The organism is Flindersiella endophytica, from assembly GCF_054779015.1.
In genome coordinates this window covers 416,823-434,506 of the sequence record NZ_BAAGYY010000009.1, presented here as the reverse complement: position 1 = coordinate 434,506, position 17,684 = coordinate 416,823, and the positions used below count along the sequence as shown (strand labels likewise).

Here is a 17,684-nt window from a genome sequence, read left to right as displayed (position 1 = left end):
GTCGGCGGGGCATGGTGGAATGCCAGGCGCCTAGGATCGGTTAACCCGATAGCGCTTCAACCCCCAAACGCACGAGGAGTTCTCGGTGTCCGATGTCCGCAACGTGATCGTGATCGGCTCTGGTCCGGCCGGCTACACCGCGGCTTTGTACGCCGCCCGGGCGCGGCTGAACCCCCTGGTGTTCGAAGGCTCCGTCGAGGCCGGCGGTGCGCTGATGAACACCACGGACGTCGAGAACTACCCCGGTTTTCCCGAAGGCATCATGGGGCCGGACATGATGGACAACTTCCGCAAGCAGGCCGAACGTTTTGGCGCGGAGTTGATCCCCGACGACGTGACCAGGGTCGACCTCACCGCCGACCCCAAGGTGGTCGTCGACTCGGCCGGCAACGAGTACCACGCCAGGGCTGTCATCCTCGCGATGGGCTCGGGCTACCGCAAGCTCGGCATCCCCGGCGAAGAGGCACTGTCCGGGCATGGCGTGTCGTGGTGCGCGACCTGTGACGGCTTCTTCTTCCGCGAGCAGGACATCGCCGTGGTCGGCGGTGGCGACTCCGCGATGGAAGAGGCGACGTTCCTGACCCGCTTCGCCAAGTCCGTCACCGTGGTGCACCGTCGCGACGAGCTGCGCGCCAGCAAGATCATGCAGGACCGCGCGTTCGCCAACGACAAGATCACGTTCGCCTGGAACAGCGAGCCTCGCGAGGTGCTCGGCCAGGACAAGGTCGAGGGCGTGAAGGTGGCAGACGTGACCACCGGCCAGGAGACCGTCCTGCCGGTCACCGGCTTCTTCGAGGCCATCGGCCACGACCCGCGCAGCGAACTGGTGCGCGGCCAGGTCGACCTCGACGACGAGGGCTACGTCCTCGTCCAGACGCCGTCGACGCGGACCAACCTCGAAGGCGTGTTCGCCGCCGGCGACCTGGTCGACAGCACTTACCGGCAGGCGATCACCGCCGCCGGCACAGGCTGCGCGGCCGCTCTGGACGCCGAACGCTACCTCGCCGCCCTCGAACACGCCGAGACCACCGCCGTGGCGGCTACCGCCGGCGCACAGACCGCCTGAGCAACATCAGTTCCGAGAGGAGAACACCCGTGGGCGCCATCAAGCCCGTGACCGATTCCGAGTTCAAGGCTTCCGTTCTCGACTCCGACCAGCCGGTCGTCGTCGACTTCTGGGCCGAATGGTGCGGTCCGTGCCGCCAGGTTCAGCCCGTACTCGAGGAGCTGGCGACGGAGTACGCCGACAAGATCACGTTCTACAAGCTGAACGTCGACGAAAACCCCCAGACGCCGCTGCAGTACCGCGTGACCGGCATCCCGACCATCAACGTCTACGTAGGCGGCGAGGTCGTGAAGTCCATCGTCGGCGCCCGGCCGAAGGCCGCGATCAAGGCCGAGCTGGCGAGCGTCGCTCCCGCCTGATCCGGCTCTCAGTACGTTCGAAGGGCCCGTCCGTCACCCCCGTGGTGCGGACGGGCCTTTTTGTGTCGGTGCGCCGCCGTAATGTGCGGGCCATGCCGCTCGCCTCCTGGACCACCCTGCTCGGCTCCGACCGCATCGCCGAACCCGCCAACGGGCGCGTTTCACACGTGACGGCTGCGGATGGGCGCGGCTATGTGCTCAAGCGGCCGATGTCCTGGGATCCGGCAGCACCACGGCTGCGGATGGCCCGCGAGTTCCGGCTGTTGGCCCACCTGCACGGGGCCGGCATCCCCGTCGCCCTGCCGATCGTCGCCGACGACGGCAGCATCTGCGCGGAGTCCGACGGTGATCTCTACGTCCTGCTGCCGAGAATCGCCTTCGACAGTGGGGATCCGGAGGATCATCCGGACGCCATCGATGTCTACCGGCGCGTCGGCGCCGCCATTGCCCGGCTGCACCAGGCACTCGCCGACTGCCCGTTTCCGCTGTCGTCCTATGAGATCGTCATCGACGAGCGGTCGTCGGCTTCATCGATCTCGACCACCTCACCACCACGCCCCGCATCTGCGACGTCATCCGCTGGCTCGGAAGCCGCATGCTGTGGGCGCTGCGCGCACCGGATCGGCGCTGGCCCACGTTCCTGTGGCTCGTCGACGCGTTGCTGGCCGGATACTCCGAGGTCAGCCACCTCAGCGACCAGGAGCTCGCAGCACTCGGTCCAGGACTGCTCGTCAACGAGCTCGACTCGGCGGACTGGGAGATCGGCGAGGGCCACGGCACCAGCACTTACGCCACGGGCCTGATTCGCGCCGCCCACTGGCTCGCTGATCGGAACGCCGAGCTGCGCTGACGGCCACGTAGCGCATGCATCCGGCGCGCCCGCTCTTGCCCGCCGTCGCTCGGCGGGAGGGTGCGATTACGATTGCCGGACGGGCGGATAGGTGTGCAGACATTCTCGATCTGAGCCTCGATCTGTGGAGGGCATGCACATGGGCCGATACGGCCTTGGAGACCACGGTCCGGCCGTTGCCGAGGTGCGGGCGAAGCTCAGCCGGCTCGGACTGCTCGACCCAGTGCCGATGCGGCCCGAAACCGGAGCGGCCGTCTTCGACCGAGCGACCGAACGCGCCGTACGCCACTTCCAGCAGCAGCGCGGGCTGACCGCCAACGGTGTCGTCGACGACGAGACCTATCGCGTGCTCGACGAGGCGCACTGGCGGATAGGTGACCGCCTGCTGAGCTACCTCCCCACCCAACCGCTCAGTGGCGACGACGTGGCCGCGCTGCAGCGCCGGCTGCGCGAGCTGGGCTTCCCCATCGACCGGGTCGACGGCTACTACGGCACCGCTACCGAGCGGGCCGTACGCGAGTTCCAGCGCAGCGTCGGCGTCCCCGCCGACGGCACCTGCGGCCCTGCCACGTTCAAGGCGCTGGCCCGCCTCTCACCGCGCGTCTCGGGCGGCCGCGCGGACGCTCTGCGCGAGTCCGAGCGCATTCACCGGGCCGGTCCGCGGCTGCCGGGCAAGGTCGTCGTCCTGGATCCAGGGCACGGCGGCCACGACCCCGGGCACCGCGTGAACGGCCTCTCCGAAGCCGAGGTCGCGCTCGACCTGGCGTCGCGGATCGAGGGCCGGCTCGCGGCGACCGGCGTCCGCGCGTTCCTCACCCGTGGCCGCGACGCGGCACCCGACGAGGTCGAGCGGGCCCGGTTCGCCAACGAGGTCGGCGCCGAACTGCTGGTCTCGCTGCACCTCGACGCCTACCGCAACCCCGACGCCAGCGGCGTTTCGACCTATTTCTACGGCTCGGACGGCCCCGGCGGTGAGGGCCTGCACTCCAAGCTCGGTGAGCGGTTCGCAGGCCTGGTGCAGCGCGAGATCGTCGCCCGGACGGGCCTGCGCGACTGCCGCACCCACGCCAAGACCTGGGAGCTGCTGCGCCACACCCGGATGCCGGCCGTACGCATCGAGCTGGGCTACGTCACCAACACGGGCGACGCCCAGAGGCTCGCCGACGCGGACTTCCGCGACATCGTGGCCGAGGCGATCGTGGTCGCGATCCAACGGGTCTACCTGCCGCCGGAGATGGACGCTCCGACCGGCGTGCTGCACCTCGGCCAGCTCATTTCCTGAAGGGTTCATCCGAATAGTCCCGCGCGGCGCCCTCGCCGTGCGGTATCCAGATGTCCATGCTCAGTAGCTTCAACAGGTTCAGTTGGCGTAAGGCGGCTGCCTTCGGCGCCGCGACGCTCGCGGCCGGCGCACTGCTGGCCGTACCCTCCACAGCCTCCGCAGGCGGCCAGGCTCACCGTTCGTTCGACCTGCAGGCCCACCGGGGTGGGCTCGGGCTGGTCGTGGAGAGCACGCTTCCCGCGTTCGCGAACGCACTCGAGCTGGGCGTTTCGACGCTCGAGCTGGACATCCAGATCACCGAGGACGGCCAGGCGGTCGTCACCCACGACCGCAGGGTCAACGGCAGCAAGTGCCAGGACACCGCACCGGCGTTCCCCAGCGACCCGGAGTACCCCTACATCGGCAAGTACATCAAGGACCTGACTCTCGCGCAGGTACGCACGCTGGACTGCGGGTCGCTCACGCTGCCGGACTTCCCCGGCCAGCGCGCGGAGCCGGGAGCGAAGATTCCCTTGCTTCGTGAGGTTTTCGCGCTCGTGCACGCCTATCGCGCGTACGGCGTGAAGCTCAACGTCGAGACCAAGGTCGAGGCCGGCGCGCCGCAGGAGACGGCACCGCGCGAGCAGTTCGTCCAGGTGGCCGTCCGCGAGATCCGGCGGGCGCACATGGTGCCTCAGGTGACGATCCAGAGCTTCGACTGGGGCGCACTGATGCGGATGCGTGAGGTCGAGCCGAGGCTGCCGATCGTCGCGCTCACCAACCGCGACTTCCTGCAGACCGGCCAGCCCGGCGCGTCGCCGTGGCTCGGTGGCATCGACGTCGACGACTTCGGCGGTGATCCACTGCTCGCGATCAGGTCGTTCGGCGCCGACGCGTTCTCGCCTGTGCACGGGTTCCCCCAGAACGGCAAGATCAGCGACCCGGACTACGAGCCGTACGTCACCGAGGCGATGGTGAGCGAGGCGCACCGGCTGGGCATCAAGGTCGTCCCGTGGACGATCGACGACCCGGCCACGATGAACAAGCTGATCGACGACGGTGTCGATGGCATCATCACCGACTACCCTGACCGTCTCCGCACGGTGATGGCGGACCGAGGGTTCAAGCTGCCTCGCGGCTACCGACCGCCACTGCACTGATTCGATTGGTCCACAGCTGGGGACAACGCTGTGGATATCTGTGGATAAGGCTGTGTACGGCCCGCGTTTCACGTGGAACGTGGGCCGCTACACCGGCCGGAAAGCGCCCTCGGGCGCCATCGAGCCGAGCAGCTTCTCCAACGCCGCCTCGACGTCCTCCCGCCAGGTCAGGGCGGTACGCAGCTCCAGGCGGAGCCGTGGATAGCGGTGGTGTGGGCGTACGGTCTTGAATCCCACCGAGAGCAGGAAGTCCGCAGGCAGCACGCAGCCCGGCTTCTCCCACTTCGCGTCACCGAACGCCTCGATCGCCTTGATCTCGCGCTTGATCAGGTCCTTGGCCACCGTCTGCACCAGCACCCGGCCCAGGCCGCCCTGGGCGAACTCCGGCACGACGTACGCCGTCATCAACAGCGCCGCGTCGCCACTCACGGGCGAGGTGGGGAACGCGAACGACCGCGGCACGTAGGCAGGCGGGGCGTACAGGACGTACGCCACCGGCAGGTCGTCGAGATAGCAGAGCTTTCCGACCGACCCCCACTCCAGCAGCGCGGCCGAGACCCAGGCCTCCTTCTCCAGGCCGGGGTCGCCGGACTGCTCCGCACGCTGCTTGGCCACGGGGTCCAGCTCCCAGAACACACAACGCCGGCACTGGAGCGGTAGGTCGTCGAGGTTGTCCAGCGTGACGTTGACGAGCCGGCGGGTGTTGCTCACAAGATCAACCGTCCGACGCGCGGTCGGCGGGTTCCTCCAAAGTGGCTGCCGTGTGGCGCGCGGCCGTTCGATCCACGGACGGGGTGGGAGCGGCGTATCCGCCGGCGTAGGCGGCACGGGGCTCCGCCGTCTTCTGTACGCTCCGGACCGGCTGGCGGCGCAGCAGTCCGGTGGCCAGCCCGGCGGCGATCCCGATCAGGACTGCGCCGAGGATCCACCAAACGATCCGCATTCCAGTTTCATCCTCGATGACTCGGCACTTCGGGGTCTGGGCTTCGCCCCCCGGTAGACGCGGCGGCGCTTGCTCCCCCACGCGCCCAGTTCGGTTCCATGCTCAACCTTGACGCTTCCGAGATGCATGGTAGCGGTGTCGCCCCGTACGCTGGCACAGACCAATGGCACTTAACAGCTCTCGGAAGGAGCGGCCAGCCATGAACGGCAGTCCTGAGCCCCGGCCCGTACCCCGCGAAACTCGGTTCGACGCCGACGTCGCCCGGTACGCCGCCCGAGCTCGGGGCATGGTCTCGTCAGAGATCAGAGCGCTGTTCTCGGTCGCGAACCGCCCCGAGGTGGTGTCGCTGGCCGGTGGATCGCCCAACATCTCAGGGCTCCCGCTCGACAGCGTCGCCCAGGCACTCGGCGACCTCGTCGCCGAACGCGGCACCGTCGCGATGCAATACTCCGTCGCCCAGGGCGATCCGGTGCTGCGCGAGCAGATCACCGACGTGATGCGCCCGACCGGCATCGAGGCCAACCCCGACGACGTGGTCATCACCGTCGGCAGCCAGCAGGCCCTCGACCTCGTCACGCGGATCTTCTGCGACCCCGGCGACACCGTGATCTGCGAGGCGCCTTCCTACGTCGGCGCTCTGGGCGTGTTCGCGTCCTACCAATGCAACGTCGTCCACGTCGAGATGGACGCCGACGGGCTGGTGCCCGAGCACCTCGACAACGCGCTGTCGGCGGCCGCCGCCTCGGGCCGGCCGGCCAAGCTCCTCTACACGGTCCCCAGCTACCACAACCCCATGGGGGTCTCGCTGTCGCTGGAACGGCGGCCGCAGGTGCTGGAGATCTGCCGGCGGCACGACGTGCTGGTCGTCGAGGACGATCCGTACGGCCTGCTGGGCTTCGACGGCGAGGTTTTCCGGGCGCTGCGCGCCGACGACCCGCGGGTGGTCTATCTCGGATCGTTCTCCAAGACGTTCGCGCCGGGCTTCCGGGTCGGCTGGGTGCTGGCTCCGCATGCCGTACGCGACAAGCTCGTGCTCGCGCAGGAGTCGGCGACACTGTGCCCGCCGACGTTCAGCCAGGCGGCGGTCTCCACCTACCTCCAGAAGCACGACTGGATGGGACAGATCAAGAAATTTCGCGAGATGTACCGCGAGCGCCGCGACGCGATGCTCGAGTCGCTCGCAGACCTGATGCCGTCGGGCGCCCACTGGACAACACCCACCGGGGGGTTCTACGTGTGGGTGACGCTGCCTGACGGTCTCGACTCGAAGGCGATGTCGCCACGCGCGATCACCGCCCGGGTCGCCTACGTGCCTGGCACGGCCTTCTATGCTGACGGCTTCGGCGGTCGCTCGCTGCGGTTGTCGTACTGTTTTCCGCCACCGGACCGGATTCGGGAGGGCGTCAGGCGACTGGCGGCGGTGATCGAGCACGAGATCGAGCTTCGGAACACCTTCGGCCCCATGAACCTGGGCAGAGGGTCTGGCGTTGAGTCGCCTGGGCCGGATCTGCTTTAGGGAACGTTGTCGCGGAAGGAAAAGTAAGGATGAGCGATCTGGGACGTGCACTCGTACTCTCAGGCGGGCTGTCCCACGAGCGTGATGTCTCGTTACGGTCTGGCCGGCGAGTCAGCGAAGCGCTCCGGACTATCGGTGTCGAGGTCGAGGAACGCGACGCCGACGCTGGGCTGATCCCCGCGTTACAGGACGACCCACCCTCAGCCGTGTTTCCTCTCCTGCACGGGATCGCGGGAGAGGACGGCGCACTGCGCGAAGTGCTCGACCTGCTCGGCGTTCCCTACGTCGGGTCCACAGCCGAGGCCTGCCGGTCGGCGTTCGACAAGCCGGTGGCCAAGACCATCGTCACGGCCGCCGGCGTCCGCACCCCTGCGGCCGTGGTGCTTCCACACGAAACCTTCCGCGAGCTCGGCGCCCGCACGGTGCTCGACCGGATCGTCGATCGGCTCGGCCTCCCGTTGGTCGTGAAGCCCGCCCGTGGTGGCTCGGCCCTCGGTTGCTCGGTTGTACGCAGGGTCGAAGACCTGCCGGCCGCGATGGTCGCCTGCTTCGCCTACGGCGAGGTCGCGCTGCTTGAGAGCTTCGTGGCGGGAACCGAAGTGGCCGTCACCGTACTCGACACCGGCGACGGGCCGCGGGCGCTGCCGGCTGTCGAGATCGAGCCGGACGGCGGGGTCTACGACTACGCCGCTCGTTACAACGCCGGCTCCACCGAGTTCGTCGCGCCGGCCCGGTTGCCCGACGCCGCGGCAGCGGCCTGCTCGGCCGCCGCGCTGGCGGCACACCGGGCGCTCGGGCTGCGCGACCTGTCGCGTACCGACCTGATCGTCGACGCCGACGGCACGCCCTGGTTCCTCGAAGTCAACGTCGCGCCGGGGATGACCGAGACCTCACTCGTGCCGTTGGCGGTCGAGTCGGCCGGTCTCGAGCTCGCCGTCGTCTGCCGCGATCTGCTGCAGATCGCGGCCAGCCGGGCCGACGTCTAGGCCCGCCCTTCTCACAGACGAATCGGCCGCGGCTCCCCTCATCCGGGAGCCGCGGCCGACTTGGTCTTCGCTGGAGCTTGTCAGCTCTGGTTTTTGTTGGGATCCATCAGGTCGACGATCCGCTGGAGGTCGTCGAGCGAGGCGAACTCGACGGTGATCTTTCCCTTCGACCGGCCGAGGTCGACCTTGACCCGCGTCTCGAAGCGGTCACCGAGCCGGCCCTCCAAGTCCGCCAGCTTGGGAGAGTACGGCCGGGGTTGCTTGGGAGCCTTGGCCTTCTTCGCCTTCTGGCCACCCTCGATCGCGATGATCTCTTCGAGTGCCCGGACGGAGATTCCTTCGGCGACCACCCGGTGCGCCAGCTGCTCCTGGCGCTCCTCGTCGTCGAGGGCGAGCAGCGCGCGTGCGTGTCCGGCGGACAGCACGCCGGCGGCGACTCGGCGCTGCACCGACGGCGGCAGCTTGAGCAGTCGGAGCGTGTTGGTGATCTGCGGGCGCGAGCGGCCGATCCGGGAGGCGAGCTCTTCGTGCGTGCAGCCGAAGTCCTCCAGCAACTGCCCGTACGCCGCCGCCTCTTCGAGCGGGTTGAGCTGAGCGCGGTGGAGGTTCTCCAGCAACGCGTCACGCAGCATCGCGTCGTCGGTCGTCTCGCGGATGATCGCGGGGATCGTCTCGAGCTCGGCGAGCTGGGCCGCACGCCAACGGCGCTCGCCCATCACCAGTTCGTACTTCTCCGGCCCGGTCCGCCGCACGACGATCGGCTGCAGCAGACCGATCTCCTTGAGCGAATGCACCAGCTCGCTCAGCGCGTCCTCGTCGAACACCTGCCGCGGCTGCCGCGCGTTCGGCGTGATCGATCCGACCGGGAGTTCGGCGAACGCGGCACCGTCGACCGTTGCGAGACCGTCCGGATTTTCCTCCGCCGGTGGCGCGCTCGGCGCTGATGTTTCACGGGAAACATCGGAGGGCGAGGGCGTCTCCTCGCGTGCCTTCTCCGGCGCAGCGGTCGGGATCAGCGCACCGAGGCCACGACCGAGACCGCGACGAACAGTCGTCATGTGGAACTCCTAAGGACTTGCTAGCGCCGGCAGATTCGGCACGTGCAGCACACCGAGCAGTGAAGTGCGGAAAGCAGGTTGGGTCCTAGGGTATGCGTCCGAACGGACATGCGGACCGCCTGGGTCGCCCCCTCAAGGCTGAGGCGTGAGATCGTCCACCGGTAGGGCCACTGACAACGATCAGCCGGCCGGAAGTCCGGGAAGCTCAGAGAGGCTCGTAGCGCCCGGCGATCTCGCGGGCGGCGTTGAGGTAGGACAGTGCACCGGGCGAGTTCGGGTCCCAGGTGAGAACGGTCTGCTGGAAGCTCGGAGCCTCCGAGATCCGCACCGACCGTGGGATGACCGTGTCGAGCACCGCGTCACCGAGGTTGGACCGCACTTCGTCGGCGACCTGAGCCGACAGCCGTGTGCGGGCGTCGTACATCGTGAGCAGCACGGTGGAGATCTGCAGCTGGGGGTTGAGCTGAGTGCGCACCCGTTCGATCGTCCGCCACAGCGCGCCGACACCTTCGAGTGCGTAGTACTCGCACTGGATCGGCACCAGGACCTCGTCGCCGGCGACCAACGCGTTGATGGTCAGCAGGCCGAGCGACGGCGGGCAGTCGATCAGGACATAGTCGTAGCGCTGGCCGGCGGCCTCCTGCTCGCCGCAGTGGATCTCCAGTGCCTTCTTCAGTCGCGACTCGCGCGCGATGACGGAGACGAGCTCGAGCTCCGCGCCGGACAGGTCGATGGTCGCCGGCACCGCGAAGAGCGACGGGAAGCGGCGGACCGTGTGAACGACATCGCCCAGCGGCTGGGTGTCGATCAGCGACTCGTAGACGCTCGGCACCTCGTCGTGGTGTTCGATGTTGAACGCCGTCGACGCGTTGCCCTGAGGGTCCAAGTCGACGACGAGCACTCGGCACCCCGACCCGGCGAGCGCCGCTGCGAGATTGACCGCCGTGGTGGTCTTGCCGACGCCACCCTTCTGGTTGGCTACGACCAGGGTCCGGGTCCGTACCGGCCGAGGCACCTGGTCGAACACCACATCGCTGTCGTCCTCGACCTCCGCCTCCAACGGCGGTGGTACCGGCTCGGTTTCACGTGGAACGTCCTCGGCGATCGGCGCCTGGCCGGACTCTGCCGCGTCCGTCGAGTGGACGAGATCGTCCTGCCGACCGGTCGCCGGTGCCGCCTCGCCGCTGGCGGGAGCATCCTCCTCAACGACGTCGGCTCCGGTGTCATCCGGCCAACCGAGACCGCTTCGCCGACTGACGTCAGCGATGCTTCCACGAGCGCCGGGGTCTTTCGTCTCCGGCCAACCCAGTCCCGTTGTTCCCATCTCACACCTCATAGCTGTCACTCGACGGATGGATTTCCATCCGCTGTCACCCGTACGACAGTCGTCGGCGTCTCGAGGATCTCGACGCCATACCGTTCGACGCGCCAGTCTCTCGCACCGAGCCGTCGTAAGGACGGTTCTGCTGCCGCAAGCTCAGCTTCGGCCCTGGCGCCCTTGAAAGCCAGTAGCGACCCGCCCGGCCGCAGCAGCGGCAAGGTCAATTTCGCCAGCCGATCCATCGGCGCGACCGCGCGGGCGGTCACCCAGTGGTAGGAGCCGGTGTGCTCCTCCGCCCTGGCCCGCACCACCGACACGTTGGTCAAGCCGAGCTCGGCGACGACGCTCTCCAGATAGGTGGTCCGCCGCAAGAGCGGCTCGACCAGTTCGACTTCGATGTCCGGCCGTGCGATCGCGAGCACGACTCCGGGCAGTCCCGCTCCGGTGCCGACGTCGCAGACCGTCTCGCCTGATGCGAACACCGGAGCCAGGACGCCACAGTTGAGCAGATGGCGATCCCACAGCCGCGGGACCTCGCCGGGTCCGATCAGTCCGCGCAGGACGCCGTCGCCGGCAAGGGAACGGCCGTAGGTGACAACCGCCTCGAGCCGCTCGCCGAAGACAGTCGACGCCGCGGCCGGAGCCGCCGGCAACGGCTCGCCGGAGGTTTCCGCGTCAGGCAGGGCGGACGACCACCCGGCGCTCAGGCTCTTCGCCCTCCGACTCACTGATCAGTCCCTTCGCGGCCACCGTGTCGTGGACGATCTTCCGCTCGAACGGCGTCATCGGGTCGAGCCGAACCGACTCGCCTGTCGACCGCACTTCTTCCACGACCTGCTCGGCCAGCGTGGTCAGATCGCGCCGGCGGCCGGCCCGGAAGCCGGCGATGTCAAGCATCAGGCGGCTGCGCCGCCCGGTCTCGCGGTAGACCGCCAGCCGGGTCAGCTCCTGCAGCGCCTCGAGCACCGAACCGTCGGAACCGGCCAGATGCGAGAGCCCGCCACCAACGACGGCGACCGCGGCCCGATCACCCTCGACATCGAGGTCGATGTCGCCATCCAGGTCGGCGATGTCGAGCAGCTCTTCGAGGTAGTCGGCAGCGATGTCGCCCTCGTGCTCCAGGTGAGCGATCAGGTCGGCACCGGTCAGCGCGCTCTCCGCCTCACCCTGATCCGAGTCGGTGTCCGATTCGGTGGAGGGCTCGTCGGCACCGTCGTTGGCATCGACTTCGGCATCCAGCTCTGGACGCGACTCCTCATCTGCCACGGACGCGGTCTCCTCGCGAACGTCGCTCACGGCGTACTCCTTCGTAATCGGCCTTGGCACGGGCGGGTGCCGAGCACCCGGTCATGCACGCAGCCGCTCGATTGTTGGTGCAGGTGTGCCTAGCGGCCCTTCCGCTTGCTGCGCGGCAGCCGCTGCGGCTGTACGCGCTTCACGGCAGGCTTCTCGGCCTCCTGCGTGGTCTCTGCCCCATTCACAGCACCCGACGCGCCGTTGGCGGTGGACACCGACACGCCGCCATCCTTGCGCTTGGCCTTCTCGGCCTTGCGCTTCTCCCAAGCCTCGTATGCGGGTGTGCCCGGCGCCGGGTTGCGCCGGATCACCCAGAACTGCTGACCCATCGTCCACAGGTTGGTGGTGAACCAGTAGATGAGCACACCGATCGGGAAGTTCACACCACCGACCGCGAACACGAGCGGCAGGACGTAGAGCAAGATCTTCTGTTGTTGGGCGTACTGCCCGGTCATCGCCGTCGAAGGCATGTTCTTGCGCATCAGCTGGCGCTGTGTGGTGAATGTCGTCGCTGTCATCAACAGGATCAGGATCACCGTGATGACCTGCACGTTGAGCGTGTCGGCACCGATGAACTTGTCGGAGATCTTGGCTCCGAAGATCGTTGCGTTCTGCAGCGAGTCGACCAGCTGCTGGTTGAGCCCGCGGCCGCGGACGTGCCCGAGCGCGGCGCCGTCGAGCACACGGAACAGCGAGATGAAGATCGGCGACTGTAGGAGGATCGGCATGCACGAGGAGAACGGGTTGGTGCCCGACTCCTTGTACAGCTTCATCGTCTCCTCGCCCATCTTCTGACGATCGTGGCCGTACTTCTTCTGCAGCTCCTTGATCTTCGGCTGCAGCAGCATCATGTTCCGGCTGGCCCGGATCTGCCGCACGAACAGCGGGATCAACAGGATCCGGATAACGACGACCAGACCGACGATCGACAGTGCCCAGGTCCAGCCCGAGTCCTTGCCGAGGACCGGTGAGATGACCTCGTAGAACCCGCGGATGATCCACGAGACCACGTCATAGAGCGGCGACAGCAGAGTGTCGTACCAGCTCTGCGAAGACTGTTGTTGTTGGCTGACGATCAGCACGCTTCAGGCACCTCGTGTGGACGCAGGGGTGGATGCTCGAGGACGGGCCGGGGGCACGTGATCGACGCCGCCGGCCGTCCAGGGGTGACACCGAGCCAGCCGGCGCACGGCCAGCCAGCTTCCGCGGGCCGCTCCATGGACCTCAACCGCTCGCAAAGCGTATTCGGAGCAGGAGGGATAGAAGCGACAGACCTGGCCGTACAGCGGGCTGATAACCATCCGGTAGCCCTTGAGCAGGAAAATCAAGACCGCCCTCATGATGAAACCGCGACCTTCCGGTCTCCTGGGGGCGTGGATCGCAGCACGGAACGCGACACCGACTCGAGTACGGAGTCGAGGTCGGCTGCCAGTGCACTGCTGGGAACGCCGGCCGACGCCGGCAGCGCGCGAATCACCAGCAGCCCGCCGCCGGAGAGGCGCTCGGACAACTGCTGGAGCCGGTCCCGGATCAGGTGCCGGAGCCGGCGACGTACGACGTTTCTCGTCACCGCTCCTCCGACTGCCTTGTTGACGACAAACCCGACCCGGACCGGCGAATCGTCACCAACCACCACGAGGTGGGCGACAACGGTCTTACTACCAGAGCGCCGGCCGCGCCGGACCGCCGTCGCGAAATCCTGCGAGCGACGCATCCGATGGCTGGCCGGCACCATGTCGCCGAGACTCCAAATCCAACCGGGAGCTCAGCGGCTAGACAGCGAGCTCGTGACGCCCTTTACGACGCCGCGCGGCGAGAATGGACCTGCCCGCACGCGTGCGCATGCGCAACCGGAAGCCGTGCGTCTTGTGCCGGCGACGGTTGTTGGGCTGGAACGTGCGCTTCATGCGAGGGTCTCCTGGTCAGTCCTTGGTCTTGCTCTGGTCATGTCTGCGGTGTCGAGACGCTCGGCAACACCGTGCACCCGCGCCTGGCCCTGGTGCGGATGGTGCGTGGGCATACGGCAATCGCCGAGGAAAACGACCGACATACGGTACGGGGCAGCCTGGCACGTGGTCAAACCGCCCCTCGACAACTCTACAGGCCGAGTCCGAACGCTCCGATCGAGCCCGCGAGTAGGCCAGGAAGCTCAGTCCACACCGTCATCGCGTCCCCACTGTAGACCAGCAGTCGCGACGCGGAACACTCCAGATTGCAACCTCTGCGCCTGAATGTCGACGGGACACGCCGGTACCGGCCCGAACTTCTCGGCGTACCGCTACGGTAGTGCCATGGTTGGATGCGCGATTCGGACATCAGCGATGGTTCGTCACGTATCCGACTACATCTGACCTTTCGCCAAGACGGGTCACGGGGAGTCAGGCGGCTGCAACACGCCTGGCCAAGCGCCTTCCAGGCCTTCCTCGACGGAGGTCGGCGATGGATGTACACAGGTTGTGGAAAGATCTGTGGAATCTGTCGATCACGAGGGTTTCCTACGCGCCTACGGGCAGGCTGATGAGAGGGGTGTAGATCGCGTGGCCACTGAATCCAGTGCACTGGCCGCCATCTGGTCGCGGATCCGTGCGGATCTGGATCAGGAGCTTTCCGTCACGCATCGCACGTGGCTCGCTCAAAGTCGCCCGGTCACGTTGCACGGAACCACAGCGATCGTCGCCGTTCGCGACGACTTCACCCGCACCCAGTTCGAGGCGAAGCTGCGGCCGCGGCTGGAGAAGGCCCTGACCGCGGAGCTCGGCCAGCCGATCCGCCTGGCCGTCACCGTCGACCCGTCGCTCTCGCTCGACGAGCGGCCCGACGTCGACACTCCTTCGTACGACGGGTCCTCCGACTATCACTCCGGGCTGTCCGAGACGGGCCGGGGGCACGAGATGACCTCGCCCGTCGACGACATCCGCGACGTGCGTGAGGGCCGCGACGACAGCCGGACGCCCGACCACCACCGCGGCTACGACACAGGCGAGCCGTCGCAGATGTCTCCGATCGGCACGCCCATCGGCTCGCCGAGCCACTCGATCCCGCAGCACCAGCAGCCCGGCGGCAACGGGCAGGACGTCTTCACGCTCGCGCCGGCCTCGGCTGTGGAAGCGCGCAAGCGCGAGACCGAGCCACCGCGGCTCAACCCGAAGTACACCTTCGACACGTTCGTGATCGGGTCGTCCAACCGGTTCGCGCACGCCGCGGCCGTCGCGGTGTCAGAGGCGCCCGGCAAGGCCTACAACCCGCTGCTGATCTACGGCGAGTCCGGGCTGGGGAAGACCCACCTGCTGCACGCGATCGGCCACTACGTACGCAACCTCTACGCCGGCGCCCGGATCCGCTACGTCTCCAGCGAAGAGTTCACCAACGACTTCATCAACTCCATCCGCGACGACAAGGCGCCGACGTTCCAGCGCCGATATCGCGACGTCGACGTGCTCCTGGTCGACGACATCCAGTTCCTGGAAAGCAAGGAACGAACTCAGGAGGAGTTCTTCCACACGTTCAACGCCCTCCACAACGCCAACAAACAGATCGTGATCTCGTCCGACCGGCCGCCGAAGCGCCTGGAGACGCTGGAAGACCGGCTCCGCAACCGGTTCGAGTGGGGTCTGATCACCGACATCCAGCCGCCCGATCTGGAGACGCGGATCGCGATCCTGCGGAAGAAGGCCGCTCAGGAACGCCTCAGCGCGCCGCCGGAGGTGCTGGAGTTCATCGCCAGCAAGATCCAGACCAACATCCGCGAGCTCGAGGGCGCGCTGATCCGGGTCACGGCGTTCGCGAGCCTGAACCGTCAGCCGGTCGACCTCGCGCTCGCCGAGATCGTGCTGAAGGACCTGATCCCCACCGGCTCCGAGCCGGAGATCACCGCCGGGCAGATCATGGCTCAGACGGCGGCCTACTTCGGGCTGTCGATGGACGACCTGTGCGGCTCGAGTCGCAGCCGGGTGCTGGTGACGGCCCGGCAGATCGCGATGTACCTCTGCCGTGAGCTCACCGACCTCTCTTTACCCAAGATCGGACAGCAGTTCGGCGGCCGCGACCACACCACCGTCATGCACGCGGACCGCAAGATCCGGCAGCTGATGGCCGAGCGTCGCAGCGTCTACAACCAGGTCACCGAGCTGACCAACCGGATCAAGCAGCAGGCCCGCTCGCAGCCGTAAGCCGGCCCACCCCTCCTTCGCCTCGGTGCCAACGGCGCCCGGGCCGTACGAGGCTGCCGCTCGCGGCCGCCGCTGCCGTAACCGAGGGTCGTTCAGAACCGACTTTCAGGCTGACCCATCTGCGTTTTCGGGGTCCGGGGTCGTCCCCGGAAAGGCACAGCGAGGTTCACACAGCTGGGGACAACGCTGTGGAAGAAACGGGGACGAGCTTTGGACGACCTGTGGATGGCTGTGTACGAGCTCTCGGCCGTCCACGGGCACCTGTGCACATCCCCAGCTCCACCCACACCCCACGTGGATAACAAAAGCGGTGCCGACCTGCGCAGACGGTGACCTGTCCACAGTGTCCACACAAGCTATAACGAAGACTGGGAACTACATGGATCACACATCGCCTGCAATCCACTCCGGCGCCCATCTGTGGACATCTGCTTCGCTCTGGCCCGATGACCGGGACGACCGGCAGGTCGGTGTACGGTCGTGCTCTCCTGACTTGCTTGTCTCTACAACCCTTCAAGGGGGTGAGCTGCGGTGAAGTTCCGTGTAGACCGTGATGTGCTTGCCGACGCCGTGGCCTGGGTTGCCCGTAGCCTTCCGACCAGGCCGTCGCTGCCGGTCCTGTCCGGTCTGCTGATGCACGCCGGCGACGGCGAGCTCGTGCTGTCCGGCTTCGACTACGAGACCTCCGCCCGAGTGACCGTCCCCGCGGAGATCGCGGAGGAAGGCTCGGCGCTGGTCCTCGGCCGCCTGCTCTCCGACATCTGCCGGAGCCTCCCCGCCCAGCCAGTCGACCTGTCCGCGGAGGCCGGCCGGGTGGTGCTCACCTGCCGCAGCTCCCGGTTCACGCTGCAGACGCTCCCGCTCGAGGACTACCCCTCGCTGCCCGACATGCCCGCGGCCTCCGGAACGGTCAAGGGCGACGCGTTCGCCAACGCCGTGTCGCAGGTGGCGATCGCCGCCGGCCGCGACGACATGCTGCCGGTGCTGACCGGCGTCCGGATCGAGATCGACGGCACGGCCGTCACGCTCGCCGCGACCGACCGCTACCGCCTGGCCGTCCGGGAGTTCACCTGGTCGCCCGAGCGTCCCGACCACAACGCGACCGCGCTGGTGCCGGCCCGCGTCCTGCTCGACACCGCCAAGTCACTCGCCGGCGGGTCCGACGTCACAATCGCTCTCTCGGCGCCGGGATCCGGTTCGGGCGAAGGCATGATCGGTTTCTCCGGCTCGAGTGGCGGCACTCAGCGCCGCACGACGACCCGGTTGCTCGACGGCGAGTTTCCGAAGTACCGCACGCTGTTCCCCGCCGAGCAGCAGACGTTCGCCCGCGTCGAGACCGCCCCGCTGGTCGAGTCGCTGAAGCGCGTCGCGCTGGTCGCCGAACGCAACACGCCGGTACGCCTGACGTTCGAGGACGGCCAAGCCACGCTTGACGCCGGCAGCAGCGACGAGGCGCAGGCGTCGGAGTCGCTCGAGGCTCACATCGAAGGCGAAGCGATCACCACCGGCTTCAACCCGCACTACCTCCTCGACGGGCTCGGCGTGGTCGACGCACCGTGGGTTCAGTTCGCTTTCACTCAGGCCGGTAAGCCGGCCGTGCTCACGGCGGTCGCAGCGGCCGACGCCGAGCCCAACCCCGACTACCGCTACCTGCTGATGCCCGTACGCTTGCAGAGCTAGTTCCGCGATCCGCGTCAAA

The 17,684-nt window shown here is 67.8% G+C and carries 19 protein-coding genes; 9 read left to right on the top strand and 10 right to left on the bottom strand.

Annotated features, from left to right (window positions below):
• The first annotated feature begins 85 nt into the window (after positions 1–85).
• The 5 genes from trxB to ACYVF6_RS07380 all read left to right on the top strand — a co-directional run bounded on the left by trxB (position 86) and on the right by ACYVF6_RS07380 (position 4,696).
• Positions 86–1,066 (top strand): NAD(P)/FAD-dependent oxidoreductase, encoded by a 981-nt coding sequence (trxB, locus tag ACYVF6_RS07400; RefSeq protein WP_460517567.1) that lies wholly within the window; start codon positions 86–88, stop codon positions 1,064–1,066.
• A gap of 29 nt (positions 1,067–1,095) precedes the next feature.
• Complete coding sequence (gene trxA, locus ACYVF6_RS07395; RefSeq protein ID WP_460517564.1) at positions 1,096–1,425, top strand: thioredoxin family protein; 330 nt, start codon at positions 1,096–1,098, stop codon at positions 1,423–1,425.
• Between the two features lie 595 nt (positions 1,426–2,020).
• Positions 2,021–2,275, top strand: a complete 255-nt coding sequence (locus tag ACYVF6_RS07390) for a hypothetical protein (RefSeq protein WP_460517561.1) — start codon at positions 2,021–2,023, stop codon at positions 2,273–2,275.
• Between the two features lie 133 nt (positions 2,276–2,408).
• Positions 2,409–3,557 carry an N-acetylmuramoyl-L-alanine amidase gene (locus ACYVF6_RS07385; RefSeq protein WP_460517558.1) on the top strand — a complete coding sequence of 383 codons (1,149 nt, stop codon included), beginning with the start codon at positions 2,409–2,411 and terminating at the stop codon, positions 3,555–3,557.
• A 56-nt stretch (positions 3,558–3,613) separates the two neighbouring features.
• Positions 3,614–4,696 (top strand): glycerophosphodiester phosphodiesterase, encoded by a 1,083-nt coding sequence (locus tag ACYVF6_RS07380; protein WP_460517555.1) that lies wholly within the window; start codon positions 3,614–3,616, stop codon positions 4,694–4,696.
• Positions 4,697–4,783: 87 nt separating this feature from the next.
• Here the strand turns inward: ACYVF6_RS07380 and ACYVF6_RS07375 are convergent, their stop codons facing one another.
• Together ACYVF6_RS07375 and ACYVF6_RS07370 are read right to left on the bottom strand one after the other, a co-directional pair.
• Positions 4,784–5,407, bottom strand: coding sequence for a GNAT family N-acetyltransferase (locus ACYVF6_RS07375; protein ID WP_460517552.1), 624 nt, complete (start codon positions 5,405–5,407; stop codon positions 4,784–4,786).
• Between the two features lie 4 nt (positions 5,408–5,411).
• Positions 5,412–5,639 (bottom strand): hypothetical protein, encoded by a 228-nt coding sequence (locus ACYVF6_RS07370; RefSeq protein ID WP_460517549.1) that lies wholly within the window; start codon positions 5,637–5,639, stop codon positions 5,412–5,414.
• Positions 5,640–5,838: 199 nt separating this feature from the next.
• Here ACYVF6_RS07370 and ACYVF6_RS07365 point away from each other — a divergent pair, with 199 nt between their 5' ends.
• Positions 5,839–7,155, top strand: coding sequence for an aminotransferase-like domain-containing protein (locus tag ACYVF6_RS07365; RefSeq protein WP_460517546.1), 1,317 nt, complete (start codon positions 5,839–5,841; stop codon positions 7,153–7,155).
• 29 nt (positions 7,156–7,184) lie between these two features.
• A complete protein-coding gene (locus ACYVF6_RS07360; RefSeq protein WP_460517543.1) occupies positions 7,185–8,141 on the top strand; it encodes a D-alanine--D-alanine ligase family protein in 957 nt (318 codons plus the stop codon).
• Between the two features lie 80 nt (positions 8,142–8,221).
• Here the strand turns inward: ACYVF6_RS07360 and ACYVF6_RS07355 are convergent, their stop codons facing one another.
• The 8 genes from ACYVF6_RS07355 to rpmH form a co-directional block, all read right to left on the bottom strand.
• Positions 8,222–9,199: a ParB/RepB/Spo0J family partition protein gene (locus tag ACYVF6_RS07355; protein WP_460517540.1), complete on the bottom strand. Its 978-nt coding sequence runs from the start codon at positions 9,197–9,199 to the stop codon at positions 8,222–8,224.
• Between the two features lie 205 nt (positions 9,200–9,404).
• Positions 9,405–10,523: a ParA family protein gene (locus ACYVF6_RS07350; protein WP_460517537.1), complete on the bottom strand. Its 1,119-nt coding sequence runs from the start codon at positions 10,521–10,523 to the stop codon at positions 9,405–9,407.
• 17 nt (positions 10,524–10,540) lie between these two features.
• Positions 10,541–11,248 carry a 16S rRNA (guanine(527)-N(7))-methyltransferase RsmG gene (gene rsmG, locus ACYVF6_RS07345; RefSeq protein ID WP_460517534.1) on the bottom strand — a complete coding sequence of 236 codons (708 nt, stop codon included), beginning with the start codon at positions 11,246–11,248 and terminating at the stop codon, positions 10,541–10,543.
• A complete protein-coding gene (locus tag ACYVF6_RS07340) occupies positions 11,196–11,816 on the bottom strand; it encodes a Jag family protein (protein WP_460517531.1) in 621 nt (206 codons plus the stop codon). Before ACYVF6_RS07340 ends, rsmG begins: the two co-directional genes overlap by 53 nt.
• Before the next feature lie 89 nt (positions 11,817–11,905).
• Complete coding sequence (yidC, locus tag ACYVF6_RS07335) at positions 11,906–12,898, bottom strand: membrane protein insertase YidC (RefSeq protein ID WP_460517528.1); 993 nt, start codon at positions 12,896–12,898, stop codon at positions 11,906–11,908.
• Positions 12,899–12,901: 3 nt separating this feature from the next.
• The gene (gene yidD, locus ACYVF6_RS07330) at positions 12,902–13,156 is read right to left on the bottom strand and encodes a membrane protein insertion efficiency factor YidD (RefSeq protein WP_460517525.1); all 255 of its coding nucleotides are present in this window, start codon (positions 13,154–13,156) and stop codon (positions 12,902–12,904) included.
• Positions 13,153–13,551 (bottom strand): ribonuclease P protein component, encoded by a 399-nt coding sequence (gene rnpA, locus ACYVF6_RS07325; protein ID WP_460517522.1) that lies wholly within the window; start codon positions 13,549–13,551, stop codon positions 13,153–13,155. The genes yidD and rnpA overlap by 4 nt, the downstream gene beginning before the upstream one ends.
• Positions 13,552–13,588: 37 nt before the next feature.
• The gene (gene rpmH / locus ACYVF6_RS07320; protein WP_460517519.1) at positions 13,589–13,723 is read right to left on the bottom strand and encodes a large ribosomal subunit protein bL34; all 135 of its coding nucleotides are present in this window, start codon (positions 13,721–13,723) and stop codon (positions 13,589–13,591) included.
• Between the two features lie 630 nt (positions 13,724–14,353).
• Here rpmH and dnaA point away from each other — a divergent pair.
• Together dnaA and dnaN are read left to right on the top strand one after the other, a co-directional pair.
• A complete protein-coding gene (dnaA, locus tag ACYVF6_RS07315) occupies positions 14,354–15,985 on the top strand; it encodes a chromosomal replication initiator protein DnaA (RefSeq protein ID WP_460517516.1) in 1,632 nt (543 codons plus the stop codon).
• Between the two features lie 531 nt (positions 15,986–16,516).
• Entirely contained in the window at positions 16,517–17,665 is a 1,149-nt protein-coding gene (dnaN, locus tag ACYVF6_RS07310) for a DNA polymerase III subunit beta (protein ID WP_460517513.1), read from the top strand.
• Positions 17,666–17,684 lie beyond the last annotated feature (19 nt).

Excerpts from the sequence above, each read along its gene's own strand:
- ACYVF6_RS07390 (WP_460517561.1), top strand. The coding sequence starts at position 2,021 with ATGCTGTGGGCGCTGCGCGCACCGGATCGGCGCTGGCCCACGTTCCTG.
- ACYVF6_RS07385 (WP_460517558.1), top strand. The coding sequence starts at position 2,409 with ATGCACATGGGCCGATACGGCCTTGGAGACCACGGTCCGGCCGTTGCC.
- ACYVF6_RS07380 (WP_460517555.1), top strand. The coding sequence starts at position 3,614 with ATGCTCAGTAGCTTCAACAGGTTCAGTTGGCGTAAGGCGGCTGCCTTC.
- ACYVF6_RS07370 (WP_460517549.1), bottom strand. The coding sequence starts at position 5,639 with ATGCGGATCGTTTGGTGGATCCTCGGCGCAGTCCTGATCGGGATCGCC.
- ACYVF6_RS07365 (WP_460517546.1), top strand. The coding sequence starts at position 5,839 with ATGAACGGCAGTCCTGAGCCCCGGCCCGTACCCCGCGAAACTCGGTTC.
- ACYVF6_RS07360 (WP_460517543.1), top strand. The coding sequence starts at position 7,185 with ATGAGCGATCTGGGACGTGCACTCGTACTCTCAGGCGGGCTGTCCCAC.
- ACYVF6_RS07355 (WP_460517540.1), bottom strand. The coding sequence starts at position 9,199 with ATGACGACTGTTCGTCGCGGTCTCGGTCGTGGCCTCGGTGCGCTGATC.
- ACYVF6_RS07350 (WP_460517537.1), bottom strand. The coding sequence starts at position 10,523 with ATGGGAACAACGGGACTGGGTTGGCCGGAGACGAAAGACCCCGGCGCT.
- yidD (WP_460517525.1), bottom strand. The coding sequence starts at position 13,156 with ATGAGGGCGGTCTTGATTTTCCTGCTCAAGGGCTACCGGATGGTTATC.
- rnpA (WP_460517522.1), bottom strand. The coding sequence starts at position 13,551 with ATGGTGCCGGCCAGCCATCGGATGCGTCGCTCGCAGGATTTCGCGACG.
- rpmH (WP_460517519.1), bottom strand. The coding sequence starts at position 13,723 with ATGAAGCGCACGTTCCAGCCCAACAACCGTCGCCGGCACAAGACGCAC.